Below are 19,802 nucleotides of genomic sequence, written 5' to 3'. Positions count from 1 at the left end.
TCACCTTACTTTCCTATTTCTAAAGCTTTCATCAACATACTTTTATTCGCATTTAGTGCAGTCACGTTTGCTTCATATGACCTTGAGCTGCTGATGAGGTCAACCATTTCCTTTAATGGATCAACATTAGGTGTTTGAACATATCCATTTTCATTGGCATCGGGATTTGTAGGATCATATTGAAGGTTGAATGGAGTTTCGTCTTCTGTAATCTTCGTTGCTTTCACGCCGTTTCCTAATTTGCCGCTCGAATTCATGCTTGAGTTCAATATAGATGAAAACGATTCACCTGACGGCTGTAATGTGACGAGCTTACGTCTATAAGGCTCCCAGTTGCCATCAACCTGTTTCGCTCTTGTTGTATCCATATTTGCAAGGTTAGAGGATACAACGTCCATTCTGAGCCTCTGAGCTGTTAATGCTGAGGCCGAAGCGTTAACGCCTGAAAAAATTGACATCACTTACCTCCTGTCAAAACTGTTTTAAGAGAATTGAATTTTCCACTCATTCTTTCAACCAACGCATTATACTGAATTTGGTTTTTAGCGAGTTCACTCATCTCTTGATCAATATCGACATTATTTCCGTTTTCTTGATATGAAGTACGGTTGCTCGAAACAACTGAATAATTAGACCCTGTTTTAGAAAAATCAATGTGTCCTTGGTATGTTTTTTTAGCATCCAGCTTGATCGACGCATCGTTTAGCATATCATGAAATGTGACGTTTTTCGACTTGTAGTTCGGTGTGTCTATATTCGCGATATTATTGCTTATGACTTTTTGCTTAACATTCGCTCTGCCCAAGGCATTCTCAAGGTTGCTTATCGTTCCAGAAAATATATCCAAAACCATATACCTCCAATCATATGTATTTCATTCCATTTAATCATGTCGAGATTTGTAAAACCATATGTTCATTGTAAGAAATAATAGGATTAAAGTCTATGATGTATATGTAAAAAAAACTCGTAATATATATCTATTTTACGAATAGGTACAAAGACCTAGATTTAAAGAACTAAGAATTGTAAGGGTTTTCTTGGAAAAAAGAGTGTCATTTTTCGGACAAATCCTCTTTTTTATAAAAAAAAACCCCTTTTCAGCTTGTATTTTGGCTGAAAAGGGGTTTTGATTAATGAGATTTTAAATTTTCAAGTTCGATTAAAAATTTGTTGTTTAACACTTTGATATACGTTCCCTTCATTCCAAGAGAACGAGATTCGATGACGCCTGCACTTTCTAACTTACGTAAGGCGTTCACGATCACTGAACGAGTGATTCCTACACGGTCAGCAATTTTACTTGCCACAAGGAGCCCTTCGTTGCCATCAAGTTCTTCAAAGATGTGCTCAATGGCTTCAAGCTCACTATATGAAAGAGAACTAATCGCCATTTGAACAACCGCTTTACTTCTTGCTTCTTCTTCGATTTCTTCTCCTTTTTCACGAAGGATCTCCATTCCAACAACTGTTGCTCCGTACTCAGCAAGTATTAAATCATCGTCAGTGAATGTATCTTGCAAACGAGACAGGATTAACGTTCCTAAACGATCTCCTCCTCCGATAATTGGGACAATTGTTGTCAAACCTGATTCGAATAAATCACGGTTCTCAATTGGGAAAGCTGTATACTCACTGTTAATGTCAAGGTTTGAAGATGTTTCAGGGATGTTGAATAGACTCTTTGTATATTCTTCAGGGAACTGACGGTCTTCAAGCATTTTCTTCATACGCGGATTTTCAATCTGCTGGTTGATCGAGTAGCCTAGAAGCTTCCCTCTTCTACTCAACACAAAAATGTTTGAATCAATGACATCTCTCAGTGTTTCCGCCATTTCTTTAAAATTAACTGGTTTCCCTGCTGAATCTTGCAGCATTGAGTTAATAATCCTTGTTTTTTGTAGTAACGCCATTTTAATGATCCTCCTAGATTACTTTATTCATTTGTTAAAGTATAAATTGACTTAAGTCTTTGTTATTTGCAATCTTTCCTAGCTTCTCTTCTACATACTGAGGGGTAATGGTCACTGTCTCCAGTGTAATATCAGGCGCCTCAAATGAAAGCTCTTCAAGCAGCTTTTCAAGTATGGTATGAAGCCTTCTTGCACCGATGTTATCTGTCTCCTGATTGACATGATAAGCCACTTCGGCAATCTTATGAATAGCATCGTCAGAAAATTCAAGAGATATACCTTCTGTTTCAAGTAAAGCTTTATATTGCTTTAATAATGCGTTATCTGGTTCCGTTAAGATTTTCACAAAGTCTTCGATATTTAATTTATCTAATTCTACACGGATTGGGAAGCGCCCTTGAAGCTCTGGAATCAAATCTGATGGTTTCGCCATATGAAATGCACCTGCTGCTACAAAAAGCACATGGTCTGTTTTCACTGCCCCATATTTCGTCATCACAGTTGAACCTTCTACAATCGGTAAAATATCACGTTGAACCCCTTCACGAGAAACATCTGCAGATGATGCACCACCGCTTTTGGCGATTTTGTCGATCTCGTCGATAAAAATAATTCCTTGCTGTTCTGCTTTATAGACGGCTTCTTGACTGACTTCATCCATGTCAATCAGTTTTGAAGCTTCCTCAGCAGTTAACGCCTTTCTTGCTTCTCTGACGGTCAGCTTTCTGCGTTTTTTCTTTTTAGGCATGAGATTGCCGAGCGCATCCTGCATGTTCATGCCCATTTGCTCCATACCCGAGCCCTGAAGCATATCAAACATGGATGGCTGCTGCTCTTCCACTTCGATCGTGACGTAATGATCTTCAAGTTCGCCCATAGCCAGCTGATGAGTGATTCGCTTTCTTGTCGATTCAAGTTCAACTTCTTCACTTGATTGATCTCGATCACGGTCATCTTCATCAGAACCGCCAAACAGCATCTCAAAAGGATTTTTCACAGACTGGCTTTTTTTCTTGCCAGGAACAAGTAAATGAACAAGACGTTTATTTGCTTGTTTTTCTGCTTCTTCTTGAACGTCTTTCATCTTTTCTTCTTTGACAATTCTGATCGCTGTCTCAACTAGATCTCTGACCATCGATTCTACATCACGGCCGACATAACCAACTTCAGTAAACTTCGTCGCTTCCACTTTAATAAAAGGCGCACCAGAAATTTTTGCAATTCTGCGGGCAATCTCTGTTTTCCCCACACCTGTTGGGCCGATCATTAAAATATTTTTCGGAACGACTTCATCCTTTAGCTTATCATGTAAAAGGCTTCTTCTGTAACGGTTTCTTAAAGCCACCGCCACTGCTTTTTTCGCATCAAGCTGACCAATAATATATTGATCAAGCTTTTCAACTATCTCTCTTGGGGTGAACGGCTTTTTCTCCATACGTCTCATGTCCTTTCTATTCAAGCTCTTCTAAAGTGATTTGATCGTTCGTGTAGACACAGATTTCTCCGGCGGTTTCAAGAGCAGCCTTTGCAATATCTCTCGCTGTGAGGTGATCACCTGCATGTGTTTTGAGTGCTCTCCCGGCGCTAAGCGCATAATTGCCGCCTGAGCCGATGGCCAAAATACCGTCATCTGGTTCGATGACCTCTCCTGTCCCAGAGACAAGCAGAATGCTGTCTTTGTTCATAACGATCAGCATGGCCTCAAGCTGTCTGAGCATCTTGTCACTTCGCCATTCTTTCGCTAGTTCTACAGCTGCCCGCTTTAAGTTACCACCATATTCTTCAAGCTTCGTTTCAAACTTTTCAAAGAGTGTAAATGCATCTGCTACTGAACCTGCAAAACCTGCAAGCACCTTGCCTCCGAAAAGACGGCGCACTTTTTTTGCCGTGTGTTTCATCACGACAGCCTGCCCGAAAGTGACTTGACCGTCTCCAGCCATCGCACTTTTTCCTTTATGTTGAACGGCAAAGATGGTTGTTGCATGAAATGATGACATGAAAAAACCTCCTTTTAGGATCGTTTAAAAGCCCTTGGGTGATGAGACATGTATGTTTTCCTTAAAGAATCTTTTGATACATGCGTGTACACCTGAGTTGATGATAAATTCGAATGACCGAGAAGTTCTTGAACACTTCTCAAATCTGCCCCCTCATTTAAGAGGTGTGTGGCAAAGGTGTGCCTTAACATGTGAGGATGGATATGTAGTGTGCCTGACGCCTTTTTCATTAATTCAGTGAGAATGAATCGAACGCCTCTGTCTGTAAGAGGCGCCCCGCGCTGATTCAAAAACACATATGCATCAGCACGATCATTCCCCTTAGCTTTCAGCTTCTGCCTTCCATCCTCTAAATAAGTGATGAGCGCTTCATGAGCATATGAACCGAAAGGAACATACCGCTGCTTGCTGCCTTTCCCATGAACAAGCACTGTATCCAACGATAAATCAAGATCAGATTCTTTTAATGAACATAACTCACTGACCCTCATACCTGTTGCATAAAGAAGTTCTAAAATCGCTTGGTTTCTTTGCCCAAGCGGTGTGCTGACATCAGAAACTGTAAAAAGCTCTTTGAGTTCCTCTTCATACAAAAATGAAGGAATTCGCTTATCCTGCTTTGGTAAGCTAACGAGTAAAAAAGGATTTTCTTTCACAAGCTGTTCTCTTAATAGAAATTTATAAAAGCTGCGAAGCGCAGAGACTTTCTTACTAATCGTTCTTCTTGTCAGGCCTTTTTCATAAGCTTCTGTTAAATAAATTCTCGTATCTTGATAGGATACCTCTTCAAAACCGTCTATTCCTTGAATGTTCATAAATCTGACAAACTCTTCAATCGCTTCTGTATATCCTGAGATTGTTAAAGCAGAATAGTTTTTTTCAATTTGCAGATATTCAATGAATAAGTGGACAAGACGCTGTTTATTCGTCATTTTTACACCTCTTTAAGGCTTTTAAATGGTATCACATATCTTGCTTTCCGTGCAATGTTTTACTACAGAGATTTCGAAATAGTTTGAATAGTTTCGATTGCGCGCTTAGCGTACTCTGCATAACGCTCTTGTTTGTTTTTAATCCGAACACCAAGATCTTTCAGCAAGCCAAAGTTCGCATTCATCGGCTGGAAGCTTTTCTTGTTTGTCGATGTGATGTAATAAGCCATGCTGCCGATCGCCGTTTCCTCCGGAAGTGTCACAAGCTCTTCTCCTTTGACAAAACGAGCGGCGTTAATTCCAGCCACTAGTCCGGAAGCTGCGGACTCGACATAGCCTTCAACGCCTGTCATTTGTCCGGCAAAGAATAGATCCTCTCTATTTTTAAACTGATACGTTGGTTTTAAAAGACTTGGTGAGTTAATAAATGTATTGCGGTGCATTACGCCGTATCGAACGATTTCTGCTTCTTCAAGACCTGGAATCAAGCGGAATACTTCCTTTTGGTCGCCCCACTTCAGATGTGTCTGGAAGCCGACGATGTTATATAAAGTACCTGCTGCATCATCTTGTCTTAATTGAACAACAGCGTAAGGTCTTTTTCCTGTTTTCGGATCTTCAAGTCCTACTGGCTTCATCGGACCAAACAGCATCGTTTTCTTTCCTCTTTTCGCCATGACTTCAATTGGCATACAGCCTTCAAAGAAGATTTCTTTTTCGAACTCTTTTAATGGCACAGTTTCAGCAGAAATGAGCGCCTCATAAAAACGATCGAATTCCTCTTCTGTCATTGGACAGTTTAAATAAGCCGCTTCTCCTTTGTCATAGCGTGATTTCAAGTACACCTTATCCATATCAATGCTATCTTTCTCTAGAATAGGTGCCGCTGCATCGTAGAAGTACAGATACTCTTCACCCGTTAACGATTTTAATTCTTTTGAAAGTGCTTCAGATGTAAGCGGGCCCGTTGCAATAATTGTCGGACCTTCAGGAATGCTTTGCACTTCTTCTTGAAAAACCGTCACATTCGGATGATTTTTCACGCGATCGGTAACGTTTGCTGCAAATTCATGACGATCTACTGCAAGCGCTCCGCCAGCAGGGACTGAGCTTTCGTCTGCTGCTGCGATAATCGCTGAATCTAAATGACGCATTTCTTCCTTTAATACACCGACCGCATTCGTCAAAGCGTTGGCACGCAGTGAATTACTGCATACAAGCTCTGCAAATTTATCTGTATGGTGAGCTGGCGTTTGTTTGACAGGTCTCATTTCATACAAGTTGACTTTAATTCCGCGTTTGGCAATTTGCCATGCCGCTTCACTTCCGGCTAAACCTGCTCCGATCACATTTACAAATTGACTCATTGTACAACTCTCCTATTTCGTAAGTTCTGTTTGATGACATAAAAAAGCAGGTGAACAAGGCTGTTCACCGCTATTTTTGTTGTTCCTCTTTATAATCACAGTTCACACATTGAACTTGAATGCCTTTTTTCAGCTTTTTCTCTACAAGCATATTTTCGCATTTTGGACACTTTCTTTCAATTGGTTTGTCCCAAGAGACGAATTCACACTCTGGAAAACGATCACAGCCATAAAAAATGCGGCGCTTCTTAGATTTTCGTTCAACAATGTTTCCTTCATGACAAGTCGGGCATTTCACACCAATATCTTTGACAATTGGTTTTGTGTTACGGCAGTCAGGAAAGTTAGAGCAAGCCATGAACTTACCGTATCGACCCATTTTGTACACCATCGGATGTCCGCACTCTTCACAGTCGACTCCGGCGTATTCAGGCTCAATCTCAACTTCTTGCATCTCTGCTTCTGCTTTTTCTACCCGTTTTGCAAAGTCTTGATAGAAGCTGTCGATAATGCGAACCCATTCGATCGTACCTTCTTCAACGCTATCAAGTTCTTTTTCCATTTTCGCTGTGAATTCCACGTTAATGATTTCAGGGAAGAATTCAATGATTAAGTTAAGAACAATTTCCCCAAGCTCTGTTGGGATAAACCGTTTATTATCAAGTGCGACATAGCCGCGCTTTTGAATCGTATCTAATGTTGGTGCGTACGTAGACGGACGGCCTATACCCAGCTCTTCAAGTGTTTTGACAAGTCTTGCCTCAGTGTAGCGCGGAGGCGGCTGCGTGAAGTGCTGTTCAGGTTCGATATCTTTTGAAAGAACCGTATCACCTTCTTTAAGATCAGGCAGCATTTTGTCCTTTTCTTCTAGCTGGTCGTCTTTCCCTTCTACATATACCTTCATGAATCCAGGGAATTTCACTTTGCTCCCGTTAGCACGGAATGTAAGCCCGTTATTGTCAAGGTCTACACTCATTGTATCAAGAACAGCCGGCGCCATTTGGCTTGCCACGAATCGTTCCCAAATCAATTTATACAGACGCAGCTGATCTCGGCTTAAGACATGTTTGACATCTGCTGGTTTTCTTAGCGTAGAAGTCGGCCTGATGGCTTCGTGAGCATCTTGTGCATTTTCATTCTTTTTAGCGGTTCGTTTTGTTGTATTTAAGAAATTCTTACCGTACGTCTGATCAATGAAAGCAGATACTTCTTCAATCGCCGTATTGGAAATACGTGTTGAGTCCGTTCTCATATATGTAATGAGTCCGACTGTACCTTCTTTACCAAGATCGATTCCTTCATATAATTGCTGTGCAATCATCATCGTCTTTTTCGCACGGAAGTTTAATTTTCTTGCAGCCTCCTGCTGTAAAGTAGATGTTGTAAACGGAACAGCTGGGTTGCGTTTACGCTCTTTTTTCGTCACTTTCTCTACAGAGAATTTGCTCCCTTTTAGTTTCGAAAGGATTTCTTTTACATCTTCTTTTGTTTTCAGTGGATGCTTTTTGCCATTGACGCCAAAGAAGCTCGCTTCGAAGCTTTCTTTTCCTTTTAGGAATGTACCGTCAATTGTCCAGTATTCTTCTGGTTTAAATTCATTAATTTCATTCTCGCGATCAATAATCAGGCGGAGTGCAACTGATTGAACACGACCGGCACTTAAGCCCTTTTTCACTTTCTTCCATAAAATCGGACTGATTTTATACCCGACGAGACGATCTAAGATCCGTCTTGCCTGCTGTGCATCAACTAAATCCATGTTGATCATACGTGGATGCTTAAAGGAATCTTTAATGGCATCTTTTGTAATCTCATTAAAGACAACGCGGCAGTCAGAAGAGAGGTCAAGGTCAAGGCTATGCGCTAAATGCCAAGCAATCGCTTCTCCCTCTCTATCGGGGTCAGCTGCGAGATAGACTTTCTTTGCTTTTTTCGCAGCTGTTTTTAATTCTTTTAAAACGGGGCCTTTCCCGCGAATCGTAATATATCTCGGTTCGAAGTCATGCTCAGTGTCAACACCAAGCTGACTTTTCGGTAAATCCCTTATGTGCCCCATTGAAGCCTTTACTTTATACTTTTTACCTAAATAACGCTCAATCGTTTTCGCCTTGGCTGGCGACTCAACGATGACTAAATAATCAGCCATACTCAAAATCCCCCTTAAGAGGTGTTCTCTCTTTATACATTTCACAATTCATATTTATGTTAATTGCACTTATCTAACAGGCAATCATTAAAAATTCTTTATGATGAACATCATTATAAACACGAAAAACAAAGTGTAAACTTAAATCCTCACTATTATTAAATATTCCTATGTCTTTTGTCAAACGATATTTTTATGAGAGTTCAGTATATTGAACGCTGCGGAAGGAGAATTCCTCTAAAATATCCTTCGTTGAATGAACAAGCTTTGCTCCCTGCTGTATAAGTCTGGCTGGACCTGTGGAATTAGGATCAAAGATAGATCCTGCAACCGCAAATACCTCTTTTCCTTGCTCAAGTGCTTGATACGCTGTAATGAGCGAACCGCTCTTTTCTTTGCACTGAATCACGATGGTTCCACTTGTCAGCGCACTAATTAAACGATTCCTCATTGGGAAATGCCACTTTTCTGGTTTGACATAAGGCGGATGCTCGGATAAAAGCAAATGATGCTCTCCCATGTATTGAGCCATTTGCACATGTTCCTTTGGGTATAAGTGCTGAAATCCGCCTGCTATAATACCGATGGTTTTCCCTTTATTCCTAATGCATTCTTTATGTGCAAGTCCATCGATTCCTTTTGCTAAGCCACTGACAATCGTCCAATCTTCCTTTACAAGCTCACCAACAATTTTCTTCACACATGCTTCTCCATAAGACGATGGAACTCGTGTGCCTACTACACCTAAACTTTTTTCTTCATTTAAATATGATATGTTTCCTTTTAGGAATAACACAGGGGGAGGATCATAAATATGTTTTAGTGTGCTGGGATATAAGGGTGATGTGATGGGTATCATGTGAATGTTTTGCTTTAAATAGGCTTGAACGATGTGTTGAAAAATGGGGAATTCCTTTTCTTCGGCTTGTTTTAAGCGGGTAAAGTCGATCGTTTGTAATGATCGATCCTGTTTGAAATGTTGTGTTTCTTCATTTATATATAGCTCAGGATCGACTTTCCACCATTTTGTTAACAAAGAGGGTGAGATGAGGCCTTTTAAGCGGTGAAAAATCATTCTTTCGGACACGTTGTACATACCATTCCTCCAGTTTAAGATAGAAAGAAGAAGACTTGTCAAAGAACAAGTCTTCTTGTGTCATTAATGCGTTTTACAAGCTTCGAAGAGATTCTTCTCTTTTAACACTTTAATCAATGTTTCTCCCATGACAGATGGTGTCTCTGCCACTTCAATTCCACATTCACGCATTGTTTTTACTTTTTCATCAGCTGTTCCTTTACCACCAGAAATAATGGCACCAGCATGTCCCATGCGTTTTCCTGGAGGCGCCGTTTTACCGCCAATAAAGCCAACGACTGGCTTTGTCATATTTGCTTTTACCCATTCAGCTGCTTCTTCTTCAGCCGTACCGCCGATTTCACCGATCATAATCACAGCATGTGTATCAGGGTCTTCATTGAATGCTTTTAATACATCAATAAAGTTCGTCCCATTGACAGGGTCTCCGCCGATTCCTACAGCTGTCGATTGACCAACGCCAGCTTCTGAAAGCTGATGTACCGCTTCATATGTAAGCGTTCCAGAACGAGAAACAACACCCACATGACCTTTTTTATGAATGTAGCCAGGCATGATCCCAATCTTACATTCTTCAGGTGTAATGACACCTGGGCAGTTAGGGCCAACAAGTCTTGTCTTTTTCCCTTCCATATAACGTTTCACTTTGACCATGTCAAGCACTGGAATATGTTCTGTGATACAAATGACTAGATCGACTTCTGCATCAACAGCCTCTAAAATGGCATCTGCTGCAAATGGTGCTGGTACATAGATAACAGAAGCATTTGCTCCAGTTGTTTGAACAGCTTCAGATACAGTATTAAATACAGGAACTCCTTCTACTTCAGTTCCACCTTTTCCAGGTGTGACACCGCCAACAATATTTGTTCCGTACTCAATCATTTGTTTTGTATGGAACAATGCGGTTGAACCGGTAATCCCCTGAACAATTACTCTCGTATTTTTATTAATAAATACACTCATTTAGGTTCCCTGCCTTTCTGCTCTACTTGACTAAAGATACAATCTTTTCTGCCCCGTCAGCCATAGACTCAGCAGAAGTGATATTTAAGCCTGAATCACTCAGGATTTTCTTCCCTAATTCAACGTTTGTTCCTTCAAGACGTACAACGAGTGGTAATGTTAAGCCGACTTGTTTCGTCGCTTCAACGACACCTTCTGCAATGACATCACATTTCATGATACCGCCAAAAATGTTCACGAAAATCCCTTTTACATTTTGATCAGATAAGATGATTTTAAATGCTTCCGTTACTTTTTCAGCTGTTGCACCGCCCCCAACATCCAGGAAGTTTGCAGGGTCACCGCCGTAATGCTTGATGATATCCATTGTAGACATCGCAAGACCTGCACCATTGACCATACAGCCAATATTTCCATCTAGAGAAATGTAGCTTAGATCATATTTAGATGCTTCAATTTCTTTTGGATCCTCTTCATCAAGGTCACGGTATTCTAATATATCTTTTTGTCTATATAAAGCATTGCTATCAAAGTTTAATTTCGCATCAAGTGCCATGACTTTTCCATCGCCTGTTACAACAAGTGGATTAATCTCAGCAATTGAACAATCTTTTTCAATAAACGCATTGTAAAGACTTGTCATAAACTTAACAGCTTGGCCAACTAATTTTGTTGGAATATTAATTTTAAACGCTACTTCTCTTGCCTGATAGCCTTGCAAGCCAATCGCTGGGTCGATGACCACTTTGACGATTTTCTCTGGCGTTTTTTCTGCTACTTCTTCAATTTCAGTACCGCCTTCTTCAGAAGCCATCAATACAATTCTTGATGTCGCTCTGTCCAAAACAAGTCCAACGTAGTACTCCTTTTGAATATCGCAGCCTTCTTCAATAAGTAAGCGTTTTATTTCGCGCCCTTCAGGCCCAGTTTGATGTGTGACAAGTGTTTTACCGAGCAATTCCTCTGCAAACCCTTTCACTTCATCTTTTGTTTTTGCAATTTTTACCCCGCCTGCTTTACCACGGCCGCCTGCATGAATCTGTGCTTTTACGACATATACAGAGCTTTCTAGCTCTTCTGATGCTTTCACTGCTTCATCAGGTGTAAATGCTACTTTACCATTTGGAACTGAAACCCCATATTTTCTTAGGATTTCTTTTCCTTGGTACTCATGGATATTCATTTCCCATCCTCCCAACATATGTAGAAACAAAAATTATAAAATAGACTGCGCTTTCATTTTAAAGAATAAAAAAGAGAATGTCTAGGGTTCTATGTAAAATCGTAAAATCCTTCTAAACATTCAAACTTTTATTTTATTAAAAATATAAATTTTTCAGCCAAATCACTTATTTTTCCTTATTTTTTCATTTTTTGATCTAATCTATAGATAAACGAAAATATTTCTGCTACAGTATCGTATAACGCTTCAGGGATCTCCTCATCCAGCGTTAAGTGGCGCATGAGTTCGACTAAATTACGGTCTTCTTGGATAGGAACTCCCGACTTTTTTGCTTCTTCAATGATATGGTCTGCCACATAGCCGCTCCCTGTTGCGACGACTTTTGGCGCCTTTTGTTTTTCTTCATCATAATGTAGAGCGACCGCCCTTCTAAGCGGTTTTGAATCCTTCATACTCGTAAGTCCAGCCCTTTCTCGCTGATTTTATGAAAGTGTTCATCTAGAAAGTGAGACGGATCTACTGGCTCTTGTCTCTTCTTTGCTGTAATTCCCGTTAAACTGTATCCTAAGGCATTTAAATTCTCCCGAACAGCTGGAATCATCGGATTAATGGTTCCTTGAAGTTCATGACCGGTTTCAACTGTAATTGCCATGACCTTTTGCTGAATCGTACAGTCGATTAATGTCTCTTCGAGGTTTTCCATGTTTAAGTAAAACATGAGACGGCACTGAGAAATATCAATAGAGCCATCTTTTTTCTTATGTCCTTTTAGAATAAAGGTTAAATCTTGAACACTATGTTTTGAAAAGAGCGGATAAGAGACCATCATTTGGCTGATGGTTTGGTTCTCCTGCTGCACAAATAACTGCCCGTTCAATCTATGAAACAATTGATCGACTTCTTTTTTTACGGGCTCTGGTAAATCAGCCTGCCTCACATCATTTAAGACGAGCTTTAATTGGTGAAGCTCCTGACTTTTTACATCCTGGCTGCCTTTTTCGAGTAGTTTCAGCATACCGATTTCATCTCGTACACCTATTGCCTTTTTCATCGTCATGAGTAAATCGAGCACATCGGTTTTATTGCTTAATGCGGGTTCCGTCTGCTGCACCACCTGAGCCAATGCTTTCGCCTCTGTTTTTGACAGGAACGGAAATTCTTTTTGAAGCACGGATGCTTTTGCGTCAGGCTGAGATCCTGCCTGCAGAAGCCCTTGCAGCAATGACGTGAGCTGTTTTAAGCTAGGCTCTTGCTGCCCGTCTGCACCTTGCTTCGTCAAACTTGCCATTATCCGCTCAATTTGCTGAAGCGGGATTTGCAGCTCTTTTGGACTTGTTGACTGCTGCACGTTAGTTTGAAGAACTTGGGTCGTCTGACGCTCTTGAGCGATTGGAGTTTGGCTATTTTCTTTTGGCTGAGACAGATTGGGCTGAGGCGTTACAGGTAGTAGACTGCCTCCTTGCTTCGCCGCCCCTTCTCTCGCTGCTAGAAGGACCGATAAGAGCTTTTCTGCATGGACGGTCGTCTCAGCATCTATGACTGATCGAATGGCTTGTGTAAGGGCCTGTGTGGCGTCTGAGTGCTTCGGGAGCTGTGTTAATCGTTCTAGCAACGCTGTCATATCCTGATGAAGAGCAGAGGATGATTTCACGGCTAAAATTGATTGAAGCACTCCTTCCTGGATCGGCAAGTCTTTCTTTAAAGCAAATAGGAGTGCCTGAAGACCTTTTTTCACATCAGCTCCTTGAAGCTGTTCGATCCACTTCACTGCCGTTTTTAACTCTGCTTCGTTGATAACGGATTTTTCTTTTAAAAAAGCTGTGGCTGTTAGGATGTTTTCAAGTCCGTTTTTAAGTGAGAGACCTTCTAATAGTTTGGCAGCTGCATCCTTTAATGTCTTAGGGTCTTGATCAAATTGCTGTACTGGCCTTAGTTTATTGAGGCTGTCTCCACCCTCTTGTTCAAATTGGAACCAATAAAATGCGTCTGCTTTGAGCTGAGCCGCTAGCTGTGCTTTTATTTTTGTTGAGCCTATTTGAACAAGGGCTGTATCATCTCCAAGCATTTTCAGTACTTTACCGAGGATCAGCCGATGCACATTTTCCTTTCCTTCGGTGTTTAATGGAACAGATTCTGCCGCACTTAACCGGCTATTCAGTGCTGTATGTATGTCCTCAACTCTTGTCATCACAGGCAGCCTCCTTGGTCAAAAATTTATGATATAACGGATTTCACTGGCGCAAACGATAATCGATGGATTGGGACAGCTCCATGTGTTTGAATGGCAGCCAGATGCTCTTTTGTTCCGTACCCTTTATGTTTTTCAAATTGATACTCAGGGTACTTACGCCCGTATTCTTCCATCATCTGATCCCTTGTCACTTTTGCAATACATGCACCTGCTGCGATGGACGCACTTTTTGCATCTCCTTTGATGATATTCTCCTGGTGAATAGGAAGCGGGAGCGTCATGGCATCTATGAGTAGATAATCAGGTGTATGAGTTAACTGCTCCACAGCTCTCACCATCGCCAGTCTTGATGCCTCGTAAATATTGATTTCATCAATCGTAGCCGCATCAACAATGCCGATTCCGATATCAAGTGCTTCTTTTTGGATCAGGTCATAATACGCCAATCTTTTTTTCTCAGATAATTGCTTTGAGTCGTTTAAACCGAGCAGGACTGTATCTTCCTTTAATATGACAGCTGCTGCGACAACGGGGCCTGCCAGCGGTCCTCTTCCTGCTTCATCTATTCCAGCAATACATGTGTATCCCTGCGCCTTAGCTTTGTTTTCAAATTGCAGCATTTCATTCCATGCTGCACGAAGTTGCTGCTGCTTTTCTCTCTCTTTGTGCCACTTCTCTATCAGTTTTTGGACACTTTTTCTCGTATCATCTTTTACAAGCTCACGAATGTATGACTCGTCTTGCGAATGCTTTTCTATCAGTTCTTTTATTTGTTTCACCGTGTACATCAGCTTTTCGTCAGCCTCCTTCTTTATATCGGCAGTTTTCCGCAAAAAATAAAGACCCGCATGAGCTGCGTGTCTTTTAGCTTTCGGGCTTCTCAAAAGTGAGGGGACCAAATTTTTCTGTTCGAATATCCCGAATAATGATTTCGGTGGTTTTGTCGTAATTAATAAATCCACCGCTCATGAGACAGCCGCGCTTTGTACCTATTGCATCAAACAGCTCAACCGTATCTTCAGGGATCTCCGCCAGGTCATAGCGTTTTTTTAATCGCTCTGGATAGTTCTCTTCTAGAAAGCGAAGTCCATACACAGCGACATCCTGTAAGTTGATGATAGAATCTTTGATCGCTCCAGTCACCGCTAGCCTGAGTCCTACTTGCTCATCTTCAAACTTAGGCCAGAGGATTCCAGGTGTATCAAGCAGTTCAAGTTCTTTCCCTACCTTCACCCATTGCTGTGAGGTGGTAATACCAGGCCGGTCTCCTGTTTTGGCAATGTTCTTTTTCGCTAAACGATTGATTAAGGTCGATTTCCCGACGTTGGGAATCCCGATAATCAGCGCCCGGATTGCACGCGGTTTGACACCTTTTGCTTTCATGCGGTCGAATTTTTCTTTTAAGATTTCTTTTGAAGTTGTGATGATCTGATTTAACCCTTGTCCATCGACAGAGTTAATGGCAAGTGACCGAACGCCTTGCTGCTCAAAGTGCGCCTGCCACTCCTTTGTCATACGAGGATCGGCTTTATCTGCTTTGTTTAATAGCATGATTTTGGGTTTGTTCTGAAGGATTTCTTCGATCATTGGGTTTCTAGAGGACATCGGAATTCTAGCATCGGTTAATTCAAATACGATGTCGATGAGCTTTAATTTTTCTGTGACTTCACGTCTTGCTTTTGCCATATGGCCTGGAAACCATTGAATCGTCATATGTGCACCTTCTCTTCTATCGATTATCTCTATACATTGTACAAAAAAAGAGCCTGTTACAGGTAACAAGCTCTTTCCTTTGATATCATTATCGTCTGATTTCTTTGATACGAGCCGCTTTACCGCGAAGTTCACGTAGGTAGTAAAGTTTCGCACGACGTACCTTACCGTGACGTACAACTTCGATCTTAGCGATTTTTGGTGTGTGTACAGGGAATGTACGCTCAACGCCTACACCGTAAGAAATCTTACGAACTGTGAAAGTTTCGCTGATTCCACCACCACGACGCTTAATTACAACACCTTCAAAGATCTGGATACGCTCACGAGTACCCTCGACAACTTTAACGTGTACACGTAAAGTGTCACCAGGACGGAACGCAGGAAGATCAGTGCGTAATTGTTCTTTTGTGATTTCTTCAATCAAATGTTGCATCGTTTTCAACTCCTTCCAACAGATGCTCATGTCCTCTTTCTTCATTGCAGCGGAACATCGTTTTCAAACTTGAATCGGCAAGCCGTCCAAGTCACAAGTAGTATCATACCATACCTCTATGCAGTGTGCAATACAATCTAGTCATTATGAAGCTGCCAAAGCCATCTTTTTTCTTCATCTGTTAACGTTTTGCATGAATCGATCAAATCTGGCCGTCTTGTATAGGTTCTCTTCAAGGATTCTTTGCGCCGCCACTCTTCAATTTTTGCATGATTTCCAGAGAGGAGCACATCCGGCACTTTTAGTCCTTTATAATCGGCAGGTCTTGTATAGTGCGGGTGCTCTAGCAGACCTGTACTAAATGAATCTTCAATGTGAGACGCTTCTTTTCCAAGCACATGAGGCAAAAGCCTGACCACACTGTCTGCAATCATCATCGCTGGCAGTTCTCCGCCTGTGAGAACGAAATCCCCAATTGAGATTTCATCTGTGACAAGATGCTCCCTGATGCGCTCATCGTAGCCTTCATAATGGCCGCAAATGAACATAAGGTGTTCTTCTTTTGCAAGTTCCTCTGCCTTCTTTTGTGTATATCTTTCCCCTTGAGGACAGACAAGAATGACTCGGGGCTTCTTGCTTGCTTTCTTCGTCAAATCTTCTACCGCATCGAATACGGGCTGTGCTTTCAGTACCATACCAGCACCGCCGCCATACGGATAGTCATCCACTGTTTTATGCTTATGATCCGAGTACTCTCTAAAATTGACAACATTGAATGAGACAGCTTCTTTCTCCTGTGCCTTTTTTAAGATCGATGAGTGAAGCACACCTTCGAACATTTCAGGAAAAAGCGTTAAAAAGTCGATTTTCATTCGTCAATGAGTCCTTCCATCACTTCAATGTGTACGGTTTTGGATGAGATATCGATCTTTTTGACAACAGATGGGATATAAGGAATCAGGGCATCTTTTTTGCCTTTTCTTCCAACCACCCAGACATCATTTGCCCCTGGTGTTAAAATCTCTTTGATTTGGCCGACAAGCTGATCTTCTTCATCGTATACTTCACAGCCAATGATTTGATGGAAATAAAATTCTCCTTCGCCCAAAGAACCGAGATGTTCTTTTTCTACTTTTAAAATCGATTCTTTCAACTGCTCTGCTTCATTTAAGGAGTTAATTTCTTCAAATGTGAGCAAATCAAACTGTTTATGCTGCCTATGTGATGCGACAGTGACTTTCAGCGGCTCCCCTTGACCTTGCTTAAAAATATAGAGGAGGCTTCCTTTTTTGTAACGCTCTTCTGGGAAATCTGTCTTTGACACGACGCGTACTTCTCCGCGGACTCCGTGTGTATTGACAATCTTTCCAACATTCAACCATTCTCGTTCCATGTTCTCAATCACCCCTGACGTATTTCCACAATGGTGCCGTCTTTCACGACGATGACATTATCTTGCATCTTGTCATCCCATTTATCACCTATTTTCACTTCAACCAGCGCATCCACTTCTGTCTCTTTCATTTCACTTCCAAGCGGCAAAATATGCAGCTGCTCTACTTGAAAATCAATTTGCCGGATCTTCTCCTGGCGTTTATCGATGGCTTTTTGAAATTGAGGGATGGCTTCTTGCTGATGTGGTTCTTTTTCATGTTTTTTCAGTTGAAAATATAGTTGATTGCATTCACGTTCTAGTCTTTCTTTTTTCTCCAAAAAAGTCGTTAACAGTTTGTCCTTACTGCTTTCAGTTAATACTTGCATGACGGTGACATGTTGAATGATCTGCATCTTCCTTTTTGTCCCCCTATCCGAAGGCATTTGTCCTCTACAGTATAACGAAAAATAGATTTAAACGTGTAAAAAAAGGGGAGGTCCTAAGCCCTCTCCCTTTTTAGTCAGCAATCTCAAGTTGAACTTTCTTAGAAGACTCTGCACTTGCTGCAAACATGACTGTTCGTATCGCTTTTGCTGTACGTCCCTGCTTTCCGATCACTTTTCCGGTATCTTCAGCATTGACAGACAGTGTGTAAATCACTTGCTCATCTTTTTCTAATGAAGATACGTGAATATCTTCAGGGAAATCAACAAGTGGCTCGACGATGGACACAATCAATTCTTCCAAGGACAGCTCATTCATTATTTGCTGTTTTTCGCATTATGAAATTTTTCAAGAATTCCTTGGCTTGAGAAAAGGTTGCGAACTGTATCAGATGGTTTCGCACCATTTTGAAGCCATTTAAGCGCTAATTCTTCGTTGATTTTCACCTCAGCTGGTGATAACACTGGATTGTATGTTCCAACTGTTTCGATGAAACGACCGTCACGTGGTGAACGAGAATCTGCTACAACAATACGATAGAAAGGAGATCTTTTTGATCCCATACGTTTTAAACGAATTTTTACTGCCATTTTACTAGCACCTCCGAAAATATTTCAACAAGATAGTATATTAACAATGATAAAAGGGTTTGTAAAGTGTTTTTTCTTAACAACGGTTTTATCATGTATAACCAATTACATAAATGGTAATTTAAAGCCTTTTTTCTTCCCTTTGGACATGTTGGTCATTTGCTTCATCATCTTTTTCATTTCGTCAAATTGCTTTAAAAGGCGATTGACTTCCTGTACAGATGTTCCGCTTCCTTTTGCAATCCGTTTTCTTCGGCTTGCATTGATGACCTCTGGCTGTTCTTTTTCCTCGGTCGTCATTGATTTAATGATCGCTTCGATGTGATTGAGCTGCTTTTCGTCTACTTGGACGTTTTTGAGCCCTTTCATTTTACCGGCTCCCGGCATCATTTGGATCAATTCATCAAGTGGACCCATATTACGAACTTGCCCAAGCTGCTCGAGGAAATCATCGAGCGTAAAGCTCATGGTCCGCATTTTTTGTTCAAGCTCTTTCGCTTTATCTTGGTCAACGTTTGCCTGTGCTTTTTCAATAAGTGTAAGCACATCTCCCATGCCAAGAATTCTTGATGCCATCCGCTCCGGGTGGAATGGTTCAATCGCATCCAGCTTTTCTCCTAGTGCGGCGAATTTAATCGGCGTATTGGTGACAGCTCGAATGGAAAGTGCTGCCCCGCCTCGTGTATCCCCGTCTAGTTTCGTTAGAACGACACCTGTCAAACCAAGCTGTTCATTAAAGCTTTTTGCTACATTGACAGCATCTTGACCTGTCATAGAGTCAACAACAAGGAAAATTTCTTCTGGATTGGCTACTTCTTTTACTTTCTGAAGTTCATCCATCAATTCTTCATCGATATGAAGGCGTCCTGCTGTATCTAAAATGACATAATCGTGGTGTTCTTCTTTCGCTTTTTCGATTGCCTGTTTGGCAATGTCGACAGGACTGACTTGATCACCTAATGAAAACACAGGCATATCAAGCTGTTTCCCCAGCGTTTGAAGCTGCTGGATCGCTGCTGGTCTGTAAATATCTGCAGCCACCATCATCGGCTTGCGATTATGTTTTTTGCGAAGTAAATTGGCAAGCTTCCCAGTTGTGGTTGTTTTACCTGCCCCTTGAAGACCAACCATCATAATGACTGTCGGAGATTTTTTCGCTACAGCGATTTTACTCTCTTCCCCACCCATTAATTCAGTGAGTTCTTCTTTTACAACTTTAATGACCTGTTGTCCAGGGGTAAGGCTTTTCATCACCTCTTGTCCAACTGCCCGCTCGCTTACTTTTTTCACAAAGTCTTTGACTACTTTAAAATTGACGTCAGCTTCAAGAAGGGCAAGGCGTACCTCGCGCATCATTTCTTTTACATCTTGCTCTGACACTTTTCCTTTGCCGCGGATTTTTGAAATCGTCTGCTGCAGTCGGTCGGCTAATCCTTCAAATGCCATACTGTGC

General features: G+C 41.3%; 22 protein-coding genes. All 22 read right to left on the bottom strand.

The genetic code is table 11. From position 1 onward, the window contains the following. Positions 1–5: 5 nt before the first annotated feature. A complete protein-coding gene (gene flgC, locus MHH26_RS05615) occupies positions 6–458 on the bottom strand; it encodes a flagellar basal body rod protein FlgC (RefSeq protein WP_012009953.1) in 453 nt (150 codons plus the stop codon). Beyond that, positions 458–847 (bottom strand): flagellar basal body rod protein FlgB, encoded by a 390-nt coding sequence (gene flgB, locus MHH26_RS05610; RefSeq protein WP_034623641.1) that lies wholly within the window; start codon positions 845–847, stop codon positions 458–460. Before flgB ends, flgC begins: the two co-directional genes overlap by 1 nt. A 286-nt stretch (positions 848–1,133) precedes the next feature. Continuing rightward, positions 1,134–1,913: a GTP-sensing pleiotropic transcriptional regulator CodY gene (gene codY / locus MHH26_RS05605; protein ID WP_034662375.1), complete on the bottom strand. Its 780-nt coding sequence runs from the start codon at positions 1,911–1,913 to the stop codon at positions 1,134–1,136. Positions 1,914–1,947: 34 nt separating this feature from the next. Continuing rightward, complete coding sequence (gene hslU, locus MHH26_RS05600) at positions 1,948–3,348, bottom strand: HslU--HslV peptidase ATPase subunit (RefSeq protein WP_095285167.1); 1,401 nt, start codon at positions 3,346–3,348, stop codon at positions 1,948–1,950. A 16-nt stretch (positions 3,349–3,364) separates the two neighbouring features. Beyond that, on the bottom strand, positions 3,365–3,910 hold the full coding sequence (gene hslV / locus MHH26_RS05595) for an ATP-dependent protease subunit HslV (protein WP_003211247.1): 546 nt from the start codon (positions 3,908–3,910) through the stop codon (positions 3,365–3,367). Positions 3,911–3,924: 14 nt separating this feature from the next. Further along, positions 3,925–4,842 carry a tyrosine recombinase XerC gene (xerC, locus tag MHH26_RS05590; RefSeq protein ID WP_060596252.1) on the bottom strand — a complete coding sequence of 306 codons (918 nt, stop codon included), beginning with the start codon at positions 4,840–4,842 and terminating at the stop codon, positions 3,925–3,927. Between the two features lie 62 nt (positions 4,843–4,904). Further along, positions 4,905–6,209, bottom strand: coding sequence for an FADH(2)-oxidizing methylenetetrahydrofolate--tRNA-(uracil(54)-C(5))-methyltransferase TrmFO (trmFO, locus tag MHH26_RS05585; protein WP_034662383.1), 1,305 nt, complete (start codon positions 6,207–6,209; stop codon positions 4,905–4,907). Between the two features lie 70 nt (positions 6,210–6,279). After that, positions 6,280–8,355, bottom strand: coding sequence for a type I DNA topoisomerase (topA, locus tag MHH26_RS05580; RefSeq protein WP_060596250.1), 2,076 nt, complete (start codon positions 8,353–8,355; stop codon positions 6,280–6,282). Between the two features lie 193 nt (positions 8,356–8,548). Further along, positions 8,549–9,451, bottom strand: coding sequence for a DNA-processing protein DprA (gene dprA / locus MHH26_RS05575; protein WP_340972702.1), 903 nt, complete (start codon positions 9,449–9,451; stop codon positions 8,549–8,551). Positions 9,452–9,514: 63 nt separating this feature from the next. Then, positions 9,515–10,417, bottom strand: coding sequence for a succinate--CoA ligase subunit alpha (gene sucD / locus MHH26_RS05570; protein ID WP_003212080.1), 903 nt, complete (start codon positions 10,415–10,417; stop codon positions 9,515–9,517). A gap of 22 nt (positions 10,418–10,439) precedes the next feature. Further along, the gene (gene sucC / locus MHH26_RS05565) at positions 10,440–11,600 is read right to left on the bottom strand and encodes an ADP-forming succinate--CoA ligase subunit beta (protein WP_012009945.1); all 1,161 of its coding nucleotides are present in this window, start codon (positions 11,598–11,600) and stop codon (positions 10,440–10,442) included. Positions 11,601–11,776: 176 nt separating this feature from the next. Then, positions 11,777–12,052: a FlhB-like flagellar biosynthesis protein gene (locus MHH26_RS05560; protein ID WP_003211418.1), complete on the bottom strand. Its 276-nt coding sequence runs from the start codon at positions 12,050–12,052 to the stop codon at positions 11,777–11,779. Then, positions 12,049–13,788 carry a glycosyltransferase gene (locus MHH26_RS05555; RefSeq protein WP_307499613.1) on the bottom strand — a complete coding sequence of 580 codons (1,740 nt, stop codon included), beginning with the start codon at positions 13,786–13,788 and terminating at the stop codon, positions 12,049–12,051. Before MHH26_RS05555 ends, MHH26_RS05560 begins: the two co-directional genes overlap by 4 nt. Positions 13,789–13,814: 26 nt before the next feature. Further along, positions 13,815–14,579, bottom strand: coding sequence for a ribonuclease HII (locus tag MHH26_RS05550; RefSeq protein WP_095285164.1), 765 nt, complete (start codon positions 14,577–14,579; stop codon positions 13,815–13,817). Between the two features lie 76 nt (positions 14,580–14,655). Next, positions 14,656–15,504 carry a ribosome biogenesis GTPase YlqF gene (ylqF, locus tag MHH26_RS05545; RefSeq protein ID WP_034662400.1) on the bottom strand — a complete coding sequence of 283 codons (849 nt, stop codon included), beginning with the start codon at positions 15,502–15,504 and terminating at the stop codon, positions 14,656–14,658. Positions 15,505–15,592: 88 nt separating this feature from the next. Beyond that, positions 15,593–15,940 (bottom strand): 50S ribosomal protein L19, encoded by a 348-nt coding sequence (gene rplS / locus MHH26_RS05540; protein ID WP_008354510.1) that lies wholly within the window; start codon positions 15,938–15,940, stop codon positions 15,593–15,595. A gap of 137 nt (positions 15,941–16,077) precedes the next feature. After that, complete coding sequence (trmD, locus tag MHH26_RS05535) at positions 16,078–16,812, bottom strand: tRNA (guanosine(37)-N1)-methyltransferase TrmD (protein WP_034662403.1); 735 nt, start codon at positions 16,810–16,812, stop codon at positions 16,078–16,080. Then, positions 16,809–17,333 (bottom strand): ribosome maturation factor RimM, encoded by a 525-nt coding sequence (gene rimM, locus MHH26_RS05530; RefSeq protein WP_340972698.1) that lies wholly within the window; start codon positions 17,331–17,333, stop codon positions 16,809–16,811. Before rimM ends, trmD begins: the two co-directional genes overlap by 4 nt. Before the next feature lie 8 nt (positions 17,334–17,341). Further along, positions 17,342–17,728: a YlqD family protein gene (locus MHH26_RS05525; RefSeq protein ID WP_024424191.1), complete on the bottom strand. Its 387-nt coding sequence runs from the start codon at positions 17,726–17,728 to the stop codon at positions 17,342–17,344. 103 nt (positions 17,729–17,831) lie between these two features. Beyond that, positions 17,832–18,077, bottom strand: coding sequence for a KH domain-containing protein (locus MHH26_RS05520; RefSeq protein ID WP_012009937.1), 246 nt, complete (start codon positions 18,075–18,077; stop codon positions 17,832–17,834). Beyond that, positions 18,077–18,349, bottom strand: a complete 273-nt coding sequence (gene rpsP / locus MHH26_RS05515) for a 30S ribosomal protein S16 (RefSeq protein WP_003212139.1) — start codon at positions 18,347–18,349, stop codon at positions 18,077–18,079. Before rpsP ends, MHH26_RS05520 begins: the two co-directional genes overlap by 1 nt. 105 nt (positions 18,350–18,454) lie before the next feature. Beyond that, positions 18,455–19,795 (bottom strand): signal recognition particle protein, encoded by a 1,341-nt coding sequence (gene ffh / locus MHH26_RS05510; protein ID WP_034662408.1) that lies wholly within the window; start codon positions 19,793–19,795, stop codon positions 18,455–18,457. Positions 19,796–19,802 lie beyond the last annotated feature (7 nt).

The organism is Bacillus sp. FSL K6-2839, assembly GCF_038003365.1.
Taxonomy (GTDB): domain Bacteria; phylum Bacillota; class Bacilli; order Bacillales; family Bacillaceae; genus Bacillus.
Note: the sequence above shows the minus strand (reverse complement) of the source record. Positions and strands in the feature narration are given on the sequence as shown.

Excerpts from the sequence above, each read along its gene's own strand:
- flgC (WP_012009953.1), bottom strand. The coding sequence starts at position 458 with ATGTCAATTTTTTCAGGCGTTAACGCTTCGGCCTCAGCATTAACAGCT.
- codY (WP_034662375.1), bottom strand. The coding sequence starts at position 1,913 with ATGGCGTTACTACAAAAAACAAGGATTATTAACTCAATGCTGCAAGAT.
- hslU (WP_095285167.1), bottom strand. The coding sequence starts at position 3,348 with ATGGAGAAAAAGCCGTTCACCCCAAGAGAGATAGTTGAAAAGCTTGAT.
- hslV (WP_003211247.1), bottom strand. The coding sequence starts at position 3,910 with ATGTCATCATTTCATGCAACAACCATCTTTGCCGTTCAACATAAAGGA.
- xerC (WP_060596252.1), bottom strand. The coding sequence starts at position 4,842 with ATGACGAATAAACAGCGTCTTGTCCACTTATTCATTGAATATCTGCAA.
- trmFO (WP_034662383.1), bottom strand. The coding sequence starts at position 6,209 with ATGAGTCAATTTGTAAATGTGATCGGAGCAGGTTTAGCCGGAAGTGAA.
- topA (WP_060596250.1), bottom strand. The coding sequence starts at position 8,355 with ATGGCTGATTATTTAGTCATCGTTGAGTCGCCAGCCAAGGCGAAAACG.
- dprA (WP_340972702.1), bottom strand. The coding sequence starts at position 9,451 with ATGTACAACGTGTCCGAAAGAATGATTTTTCACCGCTTAAAAGGCCTC.
- sucD (WP_003212080.1), bottom strand. The coding sequence starts at position 10,417 with ATGAGTGTATTTATTAATAAAAATACGAGAGTAATTGTTCAGGGGATT.
- sucC (WP_012009945.1), bottom strand. The coding sequence starts at position 11,600 with ATGAATATCCATGAGTACCAAGGAAAAGAAATCCTAAGAAAATATGGG.
- MHH26_RS05560 (WP_003211418.1), bottom strand. The coding sequence starts at position 12,052 with ATGAAGGATTCAAAACCGCTTAGAAGGGCGGTCGCTCTACATTATGAT.
- MHH26_RS05555 (WP_307499613.1), bottom strand. The coding sequence starts at position 13,788 with ATGACAAGAGTTGAGGACATACATACAGCACTGAATAGCCGGTTAAGT.
- MHH26_RS05550 (WP_095285164.1), bottom strand. The coding sequence starts at position 14,579 with ATGTACACGGTGAAACAAATAAAAGAACTGATAGAAAAGCATTCGCAA.
- ylqF (WP_034662400.1), bottom strand. The coding sequence starts at position 15,504 with ATGACGATTCAATGGTTTCCAGGCCATATGGCAAAAGCAAGACGTGAA.
- rplS (WP_008354510.1), bottom strand. The coding sequence starts at position 15,940 with ATGCAACATTTGATTGAAGAAATCACAAAAGAACAATTACGCACTGAT.
- trmD (WP_034662403.1), bottom strand. The coding sequence starts at position 16,812 with ATGAAAATCGACTTTTTAACGCTTTTTCCTGAAATGTTCGAAGGTGTG.
- rimM (WP_340972698.1), bottom strand. The coding sequence starts at position 17,333 with ATGGAACGAGAATGGTTGAATGTTGGAAAGATTGTCAATACACACGGA.
- MHH26_RS05525 (WP_024424191.1), bottom strand. The coding sequence starts at position 17,728 with ATGCAGATCATTCAACATGTCACCGTCATGCAAGTATTAACTGAAAGC.
- MHH26_RS05520 (WP_012009937.1), bottom strand. The coding sequence starts at position 18,077 with ATGAATGAGCTGTCCTTGGAAGAATTGATTGTGTCCATCGTCGAGCCA.
- rpsP (WP_003212139.1), bottom strand. The coding sequence starts at position 18,349 with ATGGCAGTAAAAATTCGTTTAAAACGTATGGGATCAAAAAGATCTCCT.
- ffh (WP_034662408.1), bottom strand. The coding sequence starts at position 19,795 with ATGGCATTTGAAGGATTAGCCGACCGACTGCAGCAGACGATTTCAAAA.